Origin of the sequence: Gaetbulibacter saemankumensis DSM 17032, assembly GCF_000425645.1 — a bacterium.
GTDB lineage: Bacteria > Bacteroidota > Bacteroidia > Flavobacteriales > Flavobacteriaceae > Gaetbulibacter > Gaetbulibacter saemankumensis.
In genome coordinates this window covers 1259944-1281351 of the sequence record NZ_KE384430.1, presented here as the reverse complement: position 1 = coordinate 1281351, position 21408 = coordinate 1259944, and the positions used below count along the sequence as shown (strand labels likewise).

The window sequence follows — 21408 nt, the reverse complement described above, 5'->3', positions numbered from 1 at the left end:
ATAAAACTGTAAACTATTCGAAACGAATTGCTTTTACCGGAGATATTTTAGTAATAATGTAAGATGGCACTAGAAGCATTAATAAACATAATACCAATGTCCCAACATTAAGTCCAATAACATAACTCAAACTTATAAATACGGGGGCTTCTGTCACATAATACACACTAGGATCTAAAGGGAATAATTTAAAATACTTCTGAGCAAACAAAAGACCTAACCCAATTAAATTACCCCAAAACAAACCTAATAAAATCAAGTAACTGGCATTATACAAAAACAATTTTCTAATACTCCAGTTATTACTCCCTAACGCTTTTAAAATGCCAATCATTTGGGTACGCTCCAAAATTAAAACTAAAAGAGCGGTAATCATATTAATACCGGCCACCAAAATCATAATGCCTATAATGCCGTAAATATTTTTATCGAAAATGCCTATCCATTCAAATATGGACGCATACTTATCAGAAACGGTTTGGGTATTAAATGTGGATGGAGTATTTTGATAAACTTCGATACCCTTCTGTTTTAATTCGCTATAATCATCGATAAAAACCTCAAAATTCCCAATCATCTCAGCATCCCATTTATTAATGCGCTGGATATGACGAATATCTCCTATGAGATACTGAGCATCTAATTCCTGAAATCCTGAATTAAAAACACCTACAATATGATATTTAATTATGTTAGGCAATTTCTCAGCATCATCCTTGGGAAATACCATTTGAAACGTATCACCCACCTTAAATTTTAAACGATTAGCTAAATACTGAGAAATCAGAACATCTTCATTTCGTTCTTTTGTAAAATCCGGTAACTCACCTGCTACCAAAAAGTCTTTAAAATAATCCCAATTGTAATCGGACCCAACACCTTTTAGATAAGCACCTTCAAAATCAGTTTCTGTACGTATTACTCCAAATTTAGAAGCCACACCTTGAACATGTTTAATACCATCTATAGTTTTAAACTCAGGATAAAACTCCTGATTTATTGATATAGGAAAAATACTTTCTTGAGAATTATTGCTGTCATAATTCGTAATACTCACATGTCCATTAAAGGCTACCACTTTATCACGTATTTTTTGCTGCAACCCTATTCCGGTTGCAATCGCAATCATCATAACCACAATACCAATGGCTATAGCTGCAATACCAATTTTTATTATTGGCGCTGAAACACTACTTTTATACGCTTTACTACCAATTATTCGTTTTGCTAAAAAATATTCGTAATTCAAATTATATCATGGGATTTAATGTGTTCAAAAATACAGTTTTATTATTTGTTTTGGTACTAATTTCTTGTGCTTCTAAAGCCAAAAACAACAATATTAACTTGAATAAAAACACTAGCGATACTGAGAACATTATTGTTGGAGCCAATCAAACGGCTGCTTACATGCCTTTACTTAAAGGGAAACGTATTGGTATTGTCGCCAACCAAACCAGTGTAATCTTTAAGAATGACATTGAATACACGCATTTAGTCGATTCGCTTCAGTCTTTACAAATAAACATTAAAGCAGTCTTTGCCCCAGAACATGGCTTTAGAGGAACAGCTGATGCCGGTGAATATGTTAAGGATGGTATTGATAGTAAAACTGGAATTCCAATAGTTTCTTTATATGGCAATAACAAGAAGCCAAAACCCGAGCAACTGCAAAATTTAGATCTTGTAATTTTTGATATTCAAGATGTTGGTGCTCGTTTTTACACCTACATTTCTACTTTGCACTATGTTATGGAAGCATGTGCGGAACAAGGTATTCCTGTATTAATTCTGGACAGACCAAACCCTAACGGGCATTATGTAGATGGTCCCATTCTGGAATTAGAAAACAAAAGTTTTGTAGGCATGCATCCCATCCCAGTTGTACACGGCATGACCATTGGAGAATATGCACAAATGATTAATGGAGAACAATGGCTAGAAAACAATGCTGTCAGCAATATTACAGTTATAAAAATGAAAAATTACCACCATAACCTTCCATATAGTTTACCCATTAAACCAAGTCCTAATTTACCAAACGACCGGGCTATTAATTTATACCCTAGTTTATGCTTTTTCGAGGGCACAAACGTGAGTGCTGGTCGAGGAACCGACAGTCAGTTTCAGATATTTGGGAGTCCTTATTTAGACAAAACAATCTTTAATTTTGAATTTACGCCACAATCAAATGCAGGGGCTAAATACCCAAAACATGAAAATAAAATGTGCTTCGGAAAAAACCTAAAAGAGATAAACTCTTTGAATGAATTAAATCTTAATTGGCTCATTGAAGCTTATAAAAACACAGAAAAACAAGAAGCATTTTTCAATAGTTTTTTCATCAAATTAGCAGGCACTAAAGAATTACAAAATCAAATTGAAAGCGGACTAAGCGAAGCTAAAATTAAATCTTCATGGCAGGAAGGATTGATTAAATTTAAAAAAACACGAGAAAAATATCTCATCTACAACTAAAACAATTAGCCTTTAATACGTTTTTTCATTTCCTCGACAATATTAAATGCTGCCGGACAAATCGCTACATTTTTAATGGTTAGGTTAGATATTTGCTGAAATTTTTTTCGGTCGGTATGTGGAAATTCACGACACGCTTTGGGGCGTACATCATAAATAGAACAATAATTATCGGTACCTAAAAAGGTACACGGCACAGTCTGTAGTACATAATCGTTTTCCTCATCAATTCTTAAATACTGATTAATAAATTGCTGGGGTTTTAAACGAAAAAATTTAGCAATACGTTCAATATCCTTATCCGTAAATAACGGTCCTGTTGTTTTGCAGCAATTTGCGCATTCTAAACAATCTGTACGTTCAAATTCTGCTTCATGCAATTCCTGCATGATATAATCTAAGTCTTTAGGCGGTTTACTTTTTAGCTTTCGAAAGAATTTTTTATTCTCGTTATGCTTATCTTTGGCCCGCTTTGGAAGTTCTTTAATAACGTCTTGCATGGCACAAAAATAACACTTTATTATTGATGAAAGACTTATTCGGAAAAGCTTTGTTAGACTACCAAAAAGGAAATTACACTGAAGACATAATAACTTCTACAAATATTTCTGAAGAAGACGAACTACCTATACCCTATTTGTTTCGCGACTTTAAAAACATGCCAAAACTAGAGCAAAAGGCATTAAAAATGACCAGAGGAAAAACGCTTGATGTTGGTTGTGGTACAGGAAGTCATAGCTTGTACCTTCAAAAAAAAGACATGAACGTTAAAGCCATTGATATCTCTGCCGGGGCCATTGAAGTGGCAAGACTTCGAGGTGTTGTGAATGCCGAAGTTAAAGACATTTTAAATGAAACTGACACATTTGACACGATATTAATACTCATGAATGGCACAGGTATTTTTCAAACCTTAGATCAGGTTTCAAAATACCTTTCACATATAAAAAGTTTACTGTCAGTGGATGGACAAATTTTAATAGATTCTTCTGATATTAAATATATGTACGAAGATGAGGACGGCGGATTTTGGGTGGATACCAATGCTAATTATTATGGTGAATTAGATTACTTTTTAAGCTATAAAGGCGAAGATGAAGTTCCAATGAAATGGCTTTATATGGATTTTAACAGCTTGCTTATTGCCTGTGAAGCAGTAGGTCTAAAATGCGAATTAATTTATGAAGGTGAGCACTTCGATTACCTTGCCAAACTTAGTTAAAATAAAAATTCCCGTTATTACGGGAATTTTTATTTTAAGATCTTCAATTTTACAAATACCTCTTAAAAATCAAATTTATAAGTTGCTCCAGCTAAAAGTTGGAAACTTTGTACTTGAAAATTCTGCCAACGCTGATAGGCATTATTTGCAATATTATTAACTTTTAAAAAGATTGACAACTGATCGTTTACATGGTACCCAGCATGAGCATTTACATCAAAATAACTGTCTAAGGTTACTGTAAATGGTGTGGTCGCGATTAATGGATCGTTATAAAAATACTGATCTTTTCGCTCTCCCACATAAAACACATTCGCTCCGGTAAACCAGTGTTCGTCTATTTGATAATCTAAAAATAAGGAGGCTGTCAAATCCGGTAAATTCCAAGCTTCCGCTTCTCTATTTGTTGAATAACTAAAATACTCACCTTTCACTCCTAGTTTAAAATTTCGGTTAACGGCCACTTGTATTTCTCCTGCAAAGCTAAAGGTATCGACATCATCATATATAATTCCGAATGAATTCCCATAAGAATAATTCTGTGTAGGCTCAGATATAATATCATTATTAATAAATAGTGCTTTATTTCTGTCACTTAAATAATGTCCGCTAATATCATAACTCATCGCATTAGATATCTTACCTTTTAGACCTACAAAAGCATTGTATAACTGATCGGTTGGCATCACATTTAGTGTTGGAGACACAAACGGATTTTCGTTAGCAAAATCGAAATATGTATTCTGAATTAAATCTCCTTTTACACCTCCATAAGCAACCAGAACATCATTAGCTACTCGGTAAGACGCCGAAATGTTTGGATATACATAAAATTTATTTTCTTTAGCTTCAAAATCGTTCATATAGAATAATGATACTCCCAAATTAATAGTAAAATCATCCTGTGTCATTTGATAACTTGGCGACAGACCTATTTGATAGTTTCCGTATTTCAATTCAGAAATATCGTAATAACTTCGATCAAATTTTCCGCCTACATAATCAATCACTACTTCGGTGGCTATTTCTTCATCATTAATCGGCACATCAACCTTTCCTTTTAATAACAATCGATTTTCTGCCGAACTTTGATTATCTCCAAAATGTCTGAATAATATACTTCCTGAATTTATATAGGTATCTTCAAAAGTTATATTTCCACCAACATGGGCATTATAGAAAGCATGACTTGTCTTCATGTTATCTGTTTTCGCCTGATCTATAAAAGACTCAGCAACACCATACCAATTGTAATTCTGATACTGAAATCCGGCATCCGCTTTCCAGCTCATATAACGCAGTTTATTGGAATAATTTAAATTAACCTTTGAATCTAAAAAATTATCGTTGAATTCAACGCCTTCAATACCTCCCTGTGAGGAGTGATGACTTAAATACCCGCCAAAACTTTCGGTTCGACTTATCATTTCATTCAGATAGACTTCACCTAAAATCGAGGTATAACTACCTACTCCTAAAGAAGCGTAATTATCATATAATTTTACTGGCTTAGCTTTTTCAATACCTGCAGCCTTACCTTTTGCAGGAGTAAAAGTTGAGGCTACCGGAAATGAAAATATATTATACTGAATATCCTTCTTAGTTTCTGTAGTTTCATCAGCCAAAGATGGACTTTCCTTAACTTTAAAGGCATCTGAAATGGTTGGCGAATATGGTTTAACCACATTGATAACCCCAGTATTTATAGTATCTTTTGGTCTGTTTTGTGTATAAGTCAAGGTTAAACTCAGGGTGAAAACCGTTAATAAAATCTGCTTTCGCATATGTGTATATTTTCTTTTAATAATGATTAATTTGACTGACTACTAATTTTCTTCCGTTTGAATAGATGCATTCGTTTTAGATTCTTCAGCTTTAATCTTACTTAACTCTTCTTTAGCTTCGGTAATAACATCTTTAAAATCTGAAAAATTCTCAATAACGCTTTCTAAAATATAGGTAGCCTGAAAAGCATCTTGTAAGGCATAAAAGTTCTTAGCCATAAGAACTAAACCTTTAGCACTATAATATTTATACCCTGAAAAATCTTTTGCCAACTTCTGCACTGTTTCATTAGAGGCTTCGTATTCCGCCTCTTTATGTTTAAAGTATGCATTAAAATATAATGCTTCCGCGGCCGTTTCGCCAGTTGCTACAGTTTCAACATCGGCATAGGCTGCCTTTGCTTTAACTTCATCACCTGTTTTCATAGCAGACCTAGCTATAATAATATGAGCATCGCCTTTTATTTTATTATCAATTTTAGGACTTACCAATACTTTTTCGGCATAAACAACAGACTCGCTAAACTGTTCTAATTGATAATATGCTTTCATTAAATTGGATTGTGCGAACACCACATTTTGCGGTGCTTTCGATTCGTTTTCCAATCTAATTAATAGAGGTATTGCCCGCTCCCAGGATTTACTTTCTAAATAAAATTGTGATAATCGGGAAAGCGCTTCTTCGCTAAATTCACTTCTGGAAGCATCTACCACATACTGATAATGTGGCGCTGCATTCTCCGATAGTCCCTTTTTATAATACAACTGAGCCAGATAAAAATGACTTTGCAAAGCGTGTAAGCCCTTAGGGAACTCATTTAAATAGGTATTAAACTGTGTGATAGCCTTATTTGTATTATTATCTAAATATTGCTTTTCCGCGGCTTCATATGTAGCATTATCTAAATCGGCATCGGTAACATCGACATAACTTAAGGTTTTCACCCAGTTAGCATAATCATTAACACGACCTAAATCGATATAAATGAGTCGGGCTGTAGACACAGCCTGTACCGCTTCCGGCGTATTTTCAAAATCGTTTGCTACTTTTTTGAATTTTGTAAGCGCCTGTTCGTTCTGACTTGCATTATAATACACTAAGCCCTGACGTAATAAAGCTTTTGGCACGAATGAACTCATTTTATAATCTGAATTCAATCGATCATAAATACGCATTGCTTTCTCGGTATGATTCATCTTAACGTAGGTATTCCCCAATTCATACATCGCATCATCACGTAATTTAGAATCCTTGTACTTACTAATAAAGCTTTCCAATTCACTTATTTTCTTCGAATCTTCTCCAATATAGCCAGCACTTAAGGCTTTTTGAAAAAAGGCATAATCCGATTCTATAGCATTTAAGTCTATAGCATGATTGTAAGCTTCAATAGCCTTACTATAGTTACTTGACACGAAATAGGCATCCCCCATTCTTAAATAAGCATCATTTTTTCTTACTTCATCGGTTCTATTTGTCACTAAATAAATATCGAAATGCTGCGCAGCCTTTTCATAATTTTTCAATTTAAAATAAGTATAGGCAATATGGTAATCTATATTTTCAAATTCAGGAGTTTGTGTTGCCACTAATTGCTGTTTAAACTGTTTAAACCCTATAAGGGCGTCATCATAATTGGTGAGATTATAATTAGTTTCGGCCTTCCAAAAGGTTGCTCTGGCTGTAAATTTATCATCACGGGGCTCCTTTAAAGATGCATCAAACAAATTATTAGCTTCTAAAAAGTTCGCTTCATTATATAATTCGAGTCCGCGATAGAAAGCCACCTTTTGGTAAGCAACTTTATTTTCAAAACTATTTTTACCCTTTAATATCTCTAAGGCTTCTTTGTAGTTTTTGGAGGTTATATAGGAATCTATTAACAACATTTCTACCTCACTCTTATTTACACTTTTTGGATATTTGTCGAGATAGGCAGCAAGCACTTGCAGAGCTGGTTGATAAGGATTTCCAATCTCGTAACTAATCTTTGCATAGTTTAACCAGGCATCCTCCTGTATTTTTAAATCGAAATCCATTTCTGAAGCATTCCTAAAGGCATTTAAAGCTTCCTGTTTTTTATCTAGCTCAATATAGCTCTCCCCCAAATGGTAATAAGCATTTTGAGCAATGCTATTCTTCCCATCGATAATCTTATTAAATTCTGAAATAGCCCTATAATACTCCTGTTGCTTATAATAAGCATAACCTAACTGATAATAATCGGTATTATTCCATTTCCCTTTTTTGCCTTTATAAGCTTTTAAATATGGAATAGCTTCAGGATATTGCTCTAAATTGAAATAACTTTCACCAATTATTTTGGATAATTCAGAAACTTCGGTCCTATCACCTTCTTTTAAACGCGCTTTGGCTAAGTCAATGGCCTTTTCAAAATTTCCAAGTTTAAAATTTAAATCAGCTTGATAATACGACAGTTTTTCCTTGTAACGTTCCTGATCGCTTACCTGATCGAAATATTGATTCGCTTCATTATAGTCGTCGCCTTCATAAGCCATATATCCGATATAATACTTGGCCTGATATCCATATTCTTTAGAATGTTCAACACGAGACAAATATTTTTTGGCATCCTTGTACTGTTTTACAGTAAAGGCGGCATAACCATTATTAAAATAATACTTAGATTTTTCTTTTCTATCTAAACTGTAAACATCTACCTTATCGTACCACTTTCTGGCATAAGCATACTTTCCATTCGCAAAATAATAATCTGCCACATCTACAAAAGCGGTATTACGCTTAGGACTTGTTGGATAATTCTCTACAAAATCTTCAACCAAATTATCGGCATTTTGCTGATTTAATCGCACAGCACAGTTGGCGATATAATAACTACAGTCTGATTCTAAACTCATATCGTCAGTATCAGATTTTACTTCTGAAAATAAAGATTGTGCTGCCAAATACTGCTGATTATTAAATAAGGTAATGGCCTTTAAGTATTTGACTGAACTATTCGTGTAAATAGCCGATTGCTGGGCCAAAATATGAATATTAAAACTAATAAATGCTAAAAATGCGAAACCGTTTTTTATAGTCATTAAGGATTTGTTTTTAATTTAAACCAAAGATAATTTAATATCAAACTTATAACGCAACAATCATGCTAGAATTATAAACCGACTTATTAAAAGTTTATATTAAGCACACCGTATCATTATTACATATTGGTTTATTCTTTTAATTTTCCATTAAATAATAATACATTTACAACAATTAAAAAATTGAACATAATCTTATGTCTAAGCCTATTTTATTTCTTAAAGACGCTTCTATTTTTCAAGGTGATAATTTAGTATTATCTGATATAAATATTGAAATTAACAAAGGGGAATTTGTGTATTTAATTGGTAAAACTGGTACAGGAAAAAGTAGTTTTATGAAAACCCTATACGGTGATTTACCGCTCACCAAAGGAGAAGGAAATATTGTAGATTATGATTTAAAACAACTAAAAGAGAAAGATATTCCTTTTTTACGTCGAAAATTAGGTGTGGTTTTCCAGGATTTTAAACTATTAACTGACAGAACTATTAACGAAAACCTCCTATTTGTTTTAAAAGCTACCGGTTGGAAAGATAAATCGGAAATGAATACACGCGTAGAAGAAGTTCTTAATAAAGTAGGTATGAAAACTAAAGGTTTTAAATTCCCACATGAACTTTCAGGAGGTGAACAACAGCGCATTGCTATTGCACGTGCCCTTCTAAATAACCCAGAATTAATACTCGCCGATGAACCTACGGGCAATTTAGACCCACAAACAAGCGTTGAAGTCATGGAAGTACTACAAGATATTAATAAAAATGGCAACACTATTTTAATGGCAACGCACGATTATGCTTTACTTTTAAAATACCCAAGTAAAACACTTAAGTGTGATGAAGGTCAAATATTTGAGGTCGTGCAGCGGAAGAATTAAATTATAAACTCTTAAAGGTGCTTTCTATACTAATCCCAACATACAACTACAACATCTCTGCCTTAGTTAAAGAAATACATTCGCAATGTACTAAGCTTAATATTGAATTTGAAATTATCTGTTTTGATGACGGCTCTAATTCTGATGTAAATAAAAAAAATAACGAAATTAATAAATTAGAAAACACCTATTTTAAAGAACTAGATAAAAATATTGGTAGAAGTGCCATCAGAAACATGCTTGCCAAATCTGCAAAACATGAATGGTTATTGTTTTTAGATGCTGATGTTATGCCTAAATCGGCTCAATTTATTCAAAATTACTTTAAAAAAATTAATGCTAGTTATGAAGCTATTTTTGGTGGTTTTGCTTATGAAAAAGAAACACCTGAAAACGATTCTATTTTAAGATGGAAATACGGAAAAAAGTATGAGGAAGTAGATGCCAAAAAAAGAAATTTAAAACCTCACCAATTAATAATTTCGGCTAATTTTTTAATTTCAAAAGAAATATTTATAAAAATTAATTCTCTAATAAATAGAAAAAGCTATGGTTTAGACAATTACTTCGCTTCACTTTTAAAACAATATAACATTAAGGTTTTTCACCTAAATAATGAAGTATACCATCATGGACTAGAAAGTAGTTTAACCTATTTAAATAAGTCTGAAGAATGCATAAACACTTTGCTTTGGGCTTACAATCAAAATAAAATGTCTGTACATGATAATAAATTATTAGGAATGTTTTTAATTTTTAAAAAAGCGAAACTACACTATTTTATGAACTATTTTCACAAAGTTTTTAAAGACCCGATGAAACATAATCTACTTAGTCCAAACCCTAACATTCAACTCTTACAAGTGTATAAACTTTCATACATATGTTATAAAGATTTAGCTTCTTAAAGTTATGACTACAAATCCTTTTTTCTCTGTAGTTATCCCTCTTTACAATAAGGAAAAGTACATTGAAGCTACACTTAAAAGCGTATTAAGACAAACGTTTCAGGATTTTGAGATTATTATTGTTAATGATGGCTCAACAGATGGCAGTTTGAAATCACTTAATTCATTTAATGATAAAAGAATAACAATCCTACAACAGAAAAACACGGGTTTATCCTCAGCCAGAAACGTTGGCATTAAACAAGCAAAAGCACGTTACATTGCTTTTTTAGATGCTGATGATTTATGGGCTTATGATTTTCTTGAAACAATGCAACTACTTATTTGCAAAAACAAAAATTATGGTGTTTTCTCTTGTACTACTAAAATTTTTTTTAACGATAAATCTTTAAACTTAAAACCAAGCCCCTATAAGGAAGGGGCTGTAAACTTAATATCCAATTATTTTAAATTTAAAAAAAACCTGTTTGGTTTTAGCTCTGTGGTTATAAAGAAACAAATATTTGATGAAATTGGTTATTTTAAAACAAATATAAACTTTGGTGAAGAAGAAGATTTTAATATTAGATGCTTTAAAAAAAAGGACTTGGTATTTTATGGCATTCCCAAAGCTTATTATAGAAAAGGCACTAGCGGTCAACTAACTTCTCCTAACAAAAGTAGCAACCGAATTATACCCGATTATGGATTGTATCTAAAGAACAACAAGAACAAAGATTTAGCAAAGTATATAGACTTTGTACACTATAAATTAGTTGTACTGTACAAAATGGAGAAAAACCACAAACTAGTTGTTTTTTATAAAAACAAGATAGACACATCTAATTTATCGTTTCTACAAAAATTTAAATATTATTTGCCTACTAACTTGTTCTATATTTTAAAATCAACTTACATCTCACTTTCAAAAAAGTTTATCCATTTTTGAATTACTTTTTCTTCGGAAAATTTTTCGATTCCTTTGTTTAAATTTTCTTTGATTTCTGCATAGAGTTTTTCATCTAGAAGCAATTTATTTAATGCCAAACTCAATTCGTCTTCATTTTGATCTTCAACCAATAATCCATTAATACCGTGCTCAATAATTTCATTAGGGCCACTTTTGCAATTAAAAGCTATCACAGGCGTTTTTAGGGTCAAAGCTTCAAGTAAAACCATGGGAAAGCCTTCTTCCTTACTTGATAAAACCAATGCTTTGGCTTTGTTTATCAAGGCCATTGGTTTTTTTCTAAAAGCAAATAACTTAATATATGGCTCTAATTTTAATTTAGCTATTAACCGCTGTAAATTCACTTTTTCAGGACCGTCACCCAGCAAAACTAGTTTAACATTTTCTTCAATTAATTTTGAGTTACTATAAGCCTTTATAAGTTTGTCAAACTGTTTTATCTTGTTAAACCTGCCAACTCCAATAATATAATTTCCAAGATTATTACTATCAGTGGCAGAATCAGCCAATAGTCCATCAAACTTCACAAAATTATAAATAGTTGTGCTTTTTATATTGAGCAGTTCTTGCAGTTTATCATTTATTGCATTGCATACAGCAACAAAAAAACTGCTTTTTACATGTGGTAAACGTGATAACCAAGGTAAACTTAAAAACGAAAAATAATATTCTAAATGATAGCTGTGCACACAATAAATAACCTTACTGTGCTGGAAAACAAGTTTAGAAAACAACAATTCTTTGAAAAAATTTGACCGTGTTCGGTGGTCAATTATAAAGTCAAACTGATTATCTTTAAAGTACTTTTTAAACTTAAAGAAAGCGCGCAGCTTTCCATATTTTGTTTTTACTTTTCCAAAATTATAAAGCTGGCCTTCAAATTTATAATCAATTTCATCCCTCATCGACACAACGTGTATTTCGCAACCTCTCTTTTTTAAAGAAATAGACATGTTGGCCGCAACTTTCTCAGCCCCACCAGAACTCAAACTCCCTAAAAGCAAGCATATTTTTTTACTCATATACGCTTAAAAACTATTATCAAAGTCAATTCCATTTACAATAATTCGCTTCCTTTTCTTGAAATTTTTGCTAAAAATACTTCTAGTAAAATCCATGTCTTTATGCTTAACCCCCAATAAATGAGAAACACTTTCATATATATGGTCTGTCATAAAAGCTCTTTTGCGCTGATACTGAAAAGCTTCAGGAAAATCAAAAGTTTTAGATGTCCAAACGAAAAATGGTATTTCGAACATACTCTTCGTTAACCTTTGTTCATTACGTCCAAAAAAATCCGTACCCTCGTGATAAACATTTTCGCCATGATCGGATAAATATAACAAGGTACTCTTTGTATTTGTATTTTCAAGTTCTTTAATTAATGTATAGACAATAAAATCGTTATATAGAACGGCATTATCATATTGGTTTGTTAATTTATCTTCCTTATTGGACTTTTCATCACTTAAGAACTTGGCAAATGATTTTGGATATCTTTTTGAATAATTAAAATGTGTGCCCAACAATTTAATAAAAATAACCTTCTTACCTGGTTCTTTTAAAATTTCACTGTAATCTGATAATACGACCTCATCTAAAATATTAGTATACACATCATCTTTATAGTTATAAAATTTATGGTCATAACAATATGATGCTATTTTATTTATTGCATTATCGTGATAACTAATTGGTCTTTGGTTAGCAAGCCAAAATGTTTTAAAGCCAGCATTATTAAAAACCTGTACCAAACTTGTAACCGTAGTTCTTGTATTAGTTTCATCTAAAGACGTAATCATTTTAGGTACTACTTTCAGTGTAAATACATCTGTTGAAATTACATTATCATAAACAAATAGTCGATCTTCAATACTATTTAATAACGGTGTGGTTTCTCTGGAATAACCATACAACTGCATATGTCGTCTTGTGGTCGATTCGCCCAAAACAAAAACCAAAACTTCGTTATTTGAGCTTACTTTTATATCTTCTTTGGATAGCTTAGAATTGAAATTGACGCTGTTTTGCAAATCAAAATATCCATAAACTCCTCGAACTGTATTATAATATGCGTTTTTTTCTATTAACCCCGTAAATTTCAATGCAGCAATAATTCCCAAAAAAATGAATATACCCAAGCCTTGTTTTACGAAATTTTTGTTTTCAAATTTTATTTTTTTGATTATTAAAAATGAAATCCCCATTAATATTAAAAACAAAATTATTTTGAAATTAATATATGAAGACACAAATTCACTAAGCTCACGTTGATTGGACTCTATTAACAAGAACATGTAAGATGATGTGAAGTTTGTAGAAATTGCTATGTACGATGTCGTCTCTAAAGCAATATAAAAAACATATAAAAAACACAAGGCATTTGTAAAAAAACGGCTTTTTAATATATTGCTGATCTGCAACAATACCAATGACATAAAAAACAAAAAATCTTCACAAAGATCACCTATTTCTACCACACTCCAATCAACAAAAAGTGCCAAGAACAAATACTTTAATAATAGCGGAAGAAGTAAAAATACAAGACTTTTATACAGCTGGGATTTCAATGCTTTAAATATTTTTTTTGGTTAGTAAAAACAAATGTACATACGGCTGCCAAATACAAAAACACACTGGTTAAATATGCATAAAAGATTCCGTTTAAGTTGTAGTTCGTTAAAAAATAGATGCTTAAAAAATAAAACGAACCATACAATACAGTATCTGTAACGAAATATGGTAAAACCATTTTTTTTGCATGAAACTGATACGCAAAAGAAAAAGCTATAATCTTTATAGAATCACCCAATAACTGCAAATAAAAATACTGACTTACTTCAAGAAATTCATCTGTTAAAAATACTTTAATAATTACAAATCTTAAAAAATATAGCGCTACAAACGAAACTATTATCAGAGGAATAAGTGATTTAAAATAACTTTTCATTAGACCATTATAACCTCGAATAGTTTTATTCTCTGCTAGTTTTGGCAATAAATACAAAGTAAACAGCGAAGAAAAAAACATCATATAAAACATTGATATTTTATTCAAAGCCTCCCAAAAGCCCGCTCGCTTGACGTCAATGGTATCAATTATAGCATTTCTTATTAACAAATAGCATAAACTAATTAAAATTGAAGAATACGTTGCCATTAAAAGATATGTAGAAATACTTTTGAAAAACTTAAACGAAATTTCATGTAGGTGTTTTAGTGCTTCAAAAAGCAATTTTCTAACATCTCTAAATACCAAGGCCGTGATAAAACTAAAAGCCGGAATTAACAAACTTGCCAACAATGCGCCTTTTAAATCATAAATGTATATGAATATAAAAGTCAAGAGAGCATTTATTATATGGGAAATGCTTACCAGAATGGCATACAATTTATATTTCTGCATACCATTAAAGACATATACCACCAAAAAACTAAAAGAAATTAACGGTGATAAAATCGCTAAATACTTAAAAACATATGCGAAATTCGAATCTTTAAGAATATAAACTGCCAAGTTTTCTGATAAGAAAAATAAAGGAATGGCAAAAAAAGAACAAATAATAAAGTTTAATGAAAATACATTTGTGACAATAGCATTTAACTTTTTTTTATCTTCCTTACTCTCTGCTATGTATTTAATCACACCGCTTTGAAATCCCGTTGATGTTATACCCAAAAAACCTTGCAATACATTTTTGAAGTTTCCTACTAAAGCATAACCAGATGGTCCTAAATAAATTGCTGTTACTTTTGAAACTATAAACGAAGAAATTACCTTAAACCCAATAACAATACCATTATAAGATATAGTTCTATAGAGTTCATTATTTAAAATTCTTTTTAACAACGCTTAATTTTTATCATTCTCTACCCCAAACAACGAACTTCCAAACATAAGCAAAATAATGCCATAGTACATCACATAACTAACAAAATGTGCCACTACAGCCCCAATTACACCATCAAATAAATTTATAAAATAAATACTTGTTGAATATAGGGTGATAAGTAAAAATGCTTCAGTTAAGATATAATGCCAAAACATTTTCTTTGCTAGAAACTGATAAGCAATTACTGTAGATAAGACTTTAACAAAATCACCAAGTAACTGCCAAATAAATAAATCTTCTACTGGCTTAAATTCTTCGGTAAAGATTATAGTCACAATGAGTCCACGTAAAAAGTAAATTGTCAACAACCCTATAACCAAAAATGGGATGATCGTTTTATAAAACCCAAAAACCTCTTTTCTAAACTCCTTAACATCCTCGATTTCCGAAAACCTTGGTAAAATATACAATGCCATAAGAGAAGTTACGAGCATTAAATAATATTTAGAAACACGCGTTATGGCCTCCCAAAAACCTGCATCTTTATAACCTATATTTTCAATGATATACATTCTTATAACAATTGCAATTAACGGCATTAAAACGGCTGTAAAAAGAGACATTAACGAATACAAGCTCATTTTATTAAATACCTCCAAACTTATACTACCTACTTTTATTAATGAAGCTAATGAGCGTCGGTTAAGAATACCAACAAGGGTTATTAAAAATATTAAAGATTCGGCAATAACTACCGATATTAATGCGCCGTTAATCTTACTTTGATAAATCAATATCAATGCTATAGACATGCTTAATATCTGTCCAATAATATTTATTATAATTAAAATTTTATACTTGGAGAATCCATTCATTATTGAAAAAATGAACATATTCAATGCATAAAAAGGCAACACAATAGCGAATACCTTAATTACAAATGCAAAATTATTATAAGTAGGAAATATTAAATCGTTTATTAATTCGGCATTAAAATAGCATAGTAGCGAAACCAATATAGTTGAAACAAAACCCGCATAAAATGCTGTTGAAATAACCTTACTTAAATTATCTACATCCTCCTTAAAATCTGAGATATATTTTACAAGTCCGTTATAGAGCCCTAAAATAGAAATACTTTGAAAGGCACTTACGAAATTTTTTAAATTTCCGATTAAAGCCAAACCTACAGGACCAATAAAAACGGCAATAGCTTTAGAAGTAAGTATACCTGCAATAATCCTCGTTACAACTGCCGCAGTTTGTAAGGAAGTAATTTTTACTAAAACGTGATTATTTATGTAATTTATTAATCTTTTCAAGCAAGATTGAAATTAACAGGTATTAGATTTGGTTGTTTGTTAGAAACTGAAAATGATAAAATCATTCTTATTTTTTAACGTTCAAAATCATATCGCAACCAAATATACGAAATCATTCCACGAATGATAATAATTTCAATTTTAAAAGATAACTTTTTAAAATCTACTACTTTTTAAGTAGGTAGTATAAATTCACGAAGAAAATCGCGCCATTTGTAATAATTATTGGCTTCGCAATGGGCTCTAGCATAAAGCCATAAAGCACGAATAGTAAACACCCTAGGGAGTTTACTATTCGTAATTTTGTAACAGACTTAAATGTAAAAGACAATAATAAAGTTGCCATGGCAGCATAACCTACCCATTCCACTAATAGAATCCCGAAATACTCCATTTTTTATATAGATTTATTACGTTTTCTTTCAACCTCCGTTAAAAATATTTTTCTAATACGTAAGTGGTTAGGTGTCACTTCAACATATTCATCTTTTTGAATATATTCTAAGGCTTCTTCTAAAGAGAATTTTATTGCCGGAACAATCTTAGCCTTATCATCGGCACCTGAAGAACGTACGTTACTTAATTTCTTAGTTTTTGTTACGTTTACCGTCATATCATCGCCACGAGAGTTTTCTCCAATTACCTGACCTTCGTAAATATCTTCACCCGGATCAATAAAGAACTTACCACGTTCCTGTAATTTATCGATAGAATAAGGAATGGCCTGCCCTTTTTCCATGGACACTAAACTTCCGTTCTGACGTTCAGGAATACCTCCTTTTAATGGTTGATATTCTTTAAATCTATGAGCCATAATCGCTTCACCTGCTGTAGCTGTTAACAGTTGATTTCTCAAACCGATAATACCACGGGAAGGGATAATGAATTCACAAACCATACGATCACCTTTAGCTTCCATGCTTAGCATTTCACCTTTACGCAGTGTTACCATTTCGATAGCTTTACCTGATACTTCTTCTGGTAAATCGATGGTCATCTCTTCAACTGGCTCACATTTTACGCCATCAATTTCTTTTATGATAACTTGAGGTTGACCAATTTGAAGTTCATAACCTTCTCGACGCATCGTTTCAATTAATACCGACAAGTGAAGTACACCACGACCAAAAACCATAAATTTATCGGCACTGTCTGTTTCTTCAACTCTTAATGCTAAATTCTTCTCTAATTCCTTGGTTAGGCGTTCTTTAATATGTCGTGATGTTACAAATTTACCATCTTTACCAAAAAATGGTGAATCGTTAATTGTAAACAACATACTCATGGTAGGCTCATCAATAGCAATGGTTTTTAATCCTTCCGGGTTTTCAAAATCGGCAACGGTATCCCCAATTTCAAAACCTTCTAAACCTACAATGGCACAAATATCTCCTGTCTGAACTTCTTCAACTTTTTTACGTCCTAAACCTTCAAAAGTGTGTAGTTCCTTAATTCTAGACTTAACTATAGAACCATCTCTTTTCACTAAAGAAATGTTCTGACCAACTTTTAAACTACCACGAGTTAAACGTCCAATCGCAATTCTTCCTGTAAATGATGAGAAATCTAAAGAGGTGATTAGCATTTGAGTGCTTCCTTCTTCAATTTTTGGCTCAGGAATATGCTCAATAACCATATCTAATAAAGGCTCAATATTTTCTGTTTGGTTTTTCCAATCATCACTCATCCAATTATTTTTCGCCGAACCATAAACTGTTGGAAAATCTAACTGCCATTCCTGCGCTCCCAATTCGAACATTAAATCGAATACTTTTTCATGCACTTCATCTGGTGTACAGTTTTCTTTATCAACTTTATTAATTACTACACAAGGTTTTAATCCCAAATCAATTGCTTTCTGAAGAACAAAGCGCGTTTGAGGCATGGGGCCTTCAAAAGCATCAACAAGTAAAAGCACACCATCGGCCATATTAAGAACACGCTCTACTTCACCACCAAAATCGGCGTGACCAGGAGTATCGATAATATTAATTTTAGTGTCTTTATATACCACAGAAACATTCTTAGAAGTAATAGTAATACCTCTTTCTCGTTCTAAATCGTTATTATCTAAAATTAAATCTCCAGTATTTTCATTTTCTCTGAATAACTGGCAGTGATACATAATTTTATCAACCAAGGTAGTTTTACCGTGATCTACGTGTGCAATAATTGCGATATTTTTAATTGTAGCCATAATTGTGCCTTATTTTAAGCGTGCAAATGTACGGCATATTTTCATATATAGTTAATTAATTGTTATAAATATTTCTTACTGAAAATTAATCTTTAATTTTGATAACGCATTGATTAACAATTAAAAAGACAACACTTTTTACTAACTTTTTCAATTATTGCTATTATAATACCCTCAAGTAAAATGAAACTATTAAACAAATATTCTAAATACATTCCTTATTTATATTTTATTGCAGCTACGGCTTATGTGTTCACAGCTGTTAACAAAACTCGAGGAATTACCGCTTACCCGATTTTATTATTTGGTATTCCTTTTTTATGGCAAATTATAAAACCTACTAAAAAACTTAACTTCACGCTGGGAATAACTTTTGTTTGTCTTTCGTCATACTTACTATTAGCCTATTTACTCGATTTATTTCGATTAGTTCCAATCACTTCTAACTCTACATTTGTTGGAGGACTTATTGTTATTATTAATTTATTAATGGCTTTATGGATTATAAGAAATAGTCTGAAACGAAGCTTTTAATATGTATATTTGCAGCTTGAAATTGAAATTTTAAGCGAATGAATCTTCAAGATATACCTAAAATAAAACATTCTAAATCTAATAATTTTTTCCTTTTATGTGGCCCATGTGCTATTGAAGGTGAAGATATGGCATTGCGAATTGCCGAAAAAGTAGTTACTATTACTAATAAGCTTGAAATCCCTTATGTATTTAAAGGAAGCTTTAAGAAAGCAAACCGCAGTCGTGTTGATAGCTTTACAGGCATTGGAGATGAAAAAGCATTAGAAATATTAAAAAAAGTTTCTGAGACATTTGATGTGCCAACGGTTACAGATATCCATGAAGTTTCCGATGCTGCTTTTACCGCACAATACGTAGATGTATTACAAATACCTGCTTTTTTAGTACGTCAAACCGATTTAGTAGTGGCCGCAGCCCAAACGGGTAAAGTAGTAAACCTGAAAAAAGGACAATTTATGAGTCCGGAAGCCATGAAACATGCCGTACAAAAGGTTAAGGATTCAGGTAACGAAAAGGCGTGGATAACCGACCGCGGTACCATGTTCGGTTATCAAGATATGATTGTTGATTTCAGAGGTATTCCAACCATGAGACAATATGCTCCAACGGTTTTAGACGTTACACACTCACTACAACAACCAAATCAAAGTCACGGTGTAACAGGAGGAAGACCCGATATGATAGAAACTATTGCCAGAGCTGGCGTAGTAAATAATGTAGATGGTTTATTTATTGAAACACATTTCGATCCTGCCAATGCTAAAAGTGATGGTGCTAACATGCTGCATTTAGACAACTTAGAAAAACTTCTTACCAATTTAGTTGCTATAAGAAAAACGGTGAATAGTCTATAAAATTCAATAGAATAAAAAATCACCAAATCGAAATTAAAAAGATAAGGTACAAATAAGATATAAAATCAAAAACTTAAACCACCCTAACATAGTCCTTTAGATGCTATGTTAGAGTGGTTTTTAATATAGAATAAAATTTACCTCTTATTAAACAACAACAAAATTAGTTAACACCATCAACATAATCTTGAAGATAAGCAAAACGACCTGTTAGCTTCCCGTTTTCTGTGATTTTGGCTCGTTCTAAAATACCATCTTTATCGTTATTAAAAAAAGCGGGGATAACATATTTTAAAAACATCTCGCCAAAGCCTTCACTCGCATCCTGAGGAAGTTCACATGGTAAATTATCGACTGCCATAACCGCAATAGCCCCTTCTGTTTTATAATCGACTTCGGATTCTGTTTCTGGATTATAACCATAAATAGGCTCGGCAATGGTTGAAGCTCGTAACGTAGTGGCTACCGGTCCATCGATATCACAACTGATGTCGGCTACAACCTTAATTTTAAAATCCGTTGATTTCACATCTTCTCTAGTGTAAAGGTAAGGTGCACCATCACCGTAAAAATGTCCTGCAATATAAAAATCGGTTACCTTAGCGAAACGCATAAAATTAGATTCATACTTCTCGGGATGATTAAAAAAGTCAAACACATCATCTATTTCCGTACCGTCTATTCGTTTATTATAATCTAATACATCTATCTTACAATACACGGGTTCTCTAAAGGATTCATCCAAATACTGGTGTACAGACACTTGTCTAATTTTCATCGCATCAAGCATTTCCTGAGCGCCATTTGAAACTTTACCACTGCCTGTTAAAAGTATTTTTATATTGGGTACAGATATTTTTTTTAGATGATTTATTAAAGCTACCTGATTTTTTAAATTACCTGCCTTGGGAAGTTCCCATGAGTTATTTTTTAATCCCCAAGCACGAAATCCATTATAAGTTCCAACAATACCCGCATATCGTCCAAACCCTATTAATCGAAATCCTTTATCATCAACAATGGTTTCATGGTCGTATAATTCAATATTTTTATCTAAAACAGCCTGAAGTAATTTTCTATTGTAAGGTTGTTTTTTAATAGTATGTGAAAAGAAAAAATATTTTTTATTTGGCACCAATGCCTCAACAGGCACTTCCTTTACTCCAATAAAAACATCTGCATCTAATACATCGTTAGTTACCTTAAATCCTAAACTGATATATTCCCCATCTGAAAACACCCTGATATCTGACGATTCTACCACAAAAGAGGCTTCAGGAAACTGATTGCTCGCCATTTTTAAACGTTCTGGCGAGAATACAACACGACGGTCTGGTGGATTTTTTCGTTCTTTTATAATGGCAAATTTCATAAAAT

General features: G+C 32.1%; 17 protein-coding genes. 7 read left to right on the top strand and 10 right to left on the bottom strand.

The features are described 5' to 3' along the window. Positions 1-13: 13 nt before the first annotated feature. Positions 14-1249, bottom strand: a complete 1236-nt coding sequence (locus tag H611_RS0112425; RefSeq protein ID WP_027138684.1) for an ABC transporter permease — start codon at positions 1247-1249, stop codon at positions 14-16. An 8-nt stretch (positions 1250-1257) separates the two neighbouring features. Between H611_RS0112425 and H611_RS0112420 the strand changes: the two genes are divergently transcribed. Beyond that, on the top strand, positions 1258-2478 hold the full coding sequence (locus H611_RS0112420) for an exo-beta-N-acetylmuramidase NamZ family protein (RefSeq protein WP_027138683.1): 1221 nt from the start codon (positions 1258-1260) through the stop codon (positions 2476-2478). Between the two features lie 5 nt (positions 2479-2483). On the opposite strand, the gene H611_RS0112415 is transcribed toward H611_RS0112420, so the two are convergent. After that, entirely contained in the window at positions 2484-2978 is a 495-nt protein-coding gene (locus H611_RS0112415) for a YkgJ family cysteine cluster protein (protein WP_027138682.1), read from the bottom strand. Positions 2979-3004: 26 nt separating this feature from the next. Between H611_RS0112415 and H611_RS0112410 the strand changes: the two genes are divergently transcribed. Beyond that, positions 3005-3700, top strand: a complete 696-nt coding sequence (locus H611_RS0112410) for a class I SAM-dependent methyltransferase (protein WP_027138681.1) — start codon at positions 3005-3007, stop codon at positions 3698-3700. Between the two features lie 62 nt (positions 3701-3762). Here the strand turns inward: H611_RS0112410 and H611_RS0112405 are convergent, their stop codons facing one another. Next, positions 3763-5484, bottom strand: coding sequence for a TonB-dependent receptor (locus tag H611_RS0112405; RefSeq protein WP_027138680.1), 1722 nt, complete (start codon positions 5482-5484; stop codon positions 3763-3765). A gap of 42 nt (positions 5485-5526) precedes the next feature. Further along, entirely contained in the window at positions 5527-8550 is a 3024-nt protein-coding gene (locus H611_RS0112400; RefSeq protein ID WP_027138679.1) for a tetratricopeptide repeat protein, read from the bottom strand. A gap of 197 nt (positions 8551-8747) precedes the next feature. On the opposite strand from H611_RS0112400, the gene H611_RS0112395 reads away from it, so the two are divergent. Genes H611_RS0112395 through H611_RS14320 form a run of 3 tightly spaced genes read left to right on the top strand, consistent with a single transcriptional unit; the run spans position 8748 to position 11267 of the window. Continuing rightward, a complete protein-coding gene (locus H611_RS0112395; RefSeq protein WP_027138678.1) occupies positions 8748-9431 on the top strand; it encodes a cell division ATP-binding protein FtsE in 684 nt (227 codons plus the stop codon). Between the two features lie 17 nt (positions 9432-9448). Next, positions 9449-10339, top strand: a complete 891-nt coding sequence (locus tag H611_RS0112390; RefSeq protein WP_027138677.1) for a glycosyltransferase family 2 protein — start codon at positions 9449-9451, stop codon at positions 10337-10339. Positions 10340-10343: 4 nt separating this feature from the next. After that, complete coding sequence (locus H611_RS14320; RefSeq protein ID WP_035483834.1) at positions 10344-11267, top strand: glycosyltransferase family 2 protein; 924 nt, start codon at positions 10344-10346, stop codon at positions 11265-11267. Here H611_RS14320 and H611_RS0112380 read toward each other — a convergent pair. The 5 genes from H611_RS0112380 to typA all read right to left on the bottom strand — a co-directional run bounded on the left by H611_RS0112380 (position 11231) and on the right by typA (position 18640). Continuing rightward, positions 11231-12310: a glycosyltransferase gene (locus H611_RS0112380; RefSeq protein ID WP_027138676.1), complete on the bottom strand. Its 1080-nt coding sequence runs from the start codon at positions 12308-12310 to the stop codon at positions 11231-11233. The two genes, H611_RS14320 and H611_RS0112380, sit on opposite strands and share 37 nt — an antisense overlap. 6 nt (positions 12311-12316) lie before the next feature. After that, positions 12317-13792 (bottom strand): sulfatase-like hydrolase/transferase, encoded by a 1476-nt coding sequence (locus tag H611_RS0112375; RefSeq protein WP_027138675.1) that lies wholly within the window; start codon positions 13790-13792, stop codon positions 12317-12319. Positions 13793-13854: 62 nt separating this feature from the next. Further along, the gene (locus H611_RS0112370) at positions 13855-15138 is read right to left on the bottom strand and encodes an O-antigen translocase (protein ID WP_027138674.1); all 1284 of its coding nucleotides are present in this window, start codon (positions 15136-15138) and stop codon (positions 13855-13857) included. A 3-nt stretch (positions 15139-15141) separates the two neighbouring features. Beyond that, positions 15142-16443 carry an O-antigen translocase gene (locus H611_RS0112365; RefSeq protein ID WP_027138673.1) on the bottom strand — a complete coding sequence of 434 codons (1302 nt, stop codon included), beginning with the start codon at positions 16441-16443 and terminating at the stop codon, positions 15142-15144. Positions 16444-16840: 397 nt separating this feature from the next. Next, a complete protein-coding gene (gene typA, locus H611_RS0112360; protein WP_027138672.1) occupies positions 16841-18640 on the bottom strand; it encodes a translational GTPase TypA in 1800 nt (599 codons plus the stop codon). A gap of 183 nt (positions 18641-18823) precedes the next feature. Here typA and H611_RS0112355 point away from each other — a divergent pair, with 183 nt between their 5' ends. Together H611_RS0112355 and kdsA are read left to right on the top strand one after the other, a co-directional pair. After that, positions 18824-19174 carry a hypothetical protein gene (locus H611_RS0112355; RefSeq protein WP_027138671.1) on the top strand — a complete coding sequence of 117 codons (351 nt, stop codon included), beginning with the start codon at positions 18824-18826 and terminating at the stop codon, positions 19172-19174. 38 nt (positions 19175-19212) lie between these two features. After that, positions 19213-20031: a 3-deoxy-8-phosphooctulonate synthase gene (kdsA, locus tag H611_RS0112350; RefSeq protein ID WP_027138670.1), complete on the top strand. Its 819-nt coding sequence runs from the start codon at positions 19213-19215 to the stop codon at positions 20029-20031. 163 nt (positions 20032-20194) lie between these two features. On the opposite strand, the gene H611_RS0112345 is transcribed toward kdsA, so the two are convergent. Then, positions 20195-21403, bottom strand: coding sequence for an NAD(P)-dependent oxidoreductase (locus tag H611_RS0112345; RefSeq protein ID WP_027138669.1), 1209 nt, complete (start codon positions 21401-21403; stop codon positions 20195-20197). Positions 21404-21408: the final 5 nt, after the last annotated feature.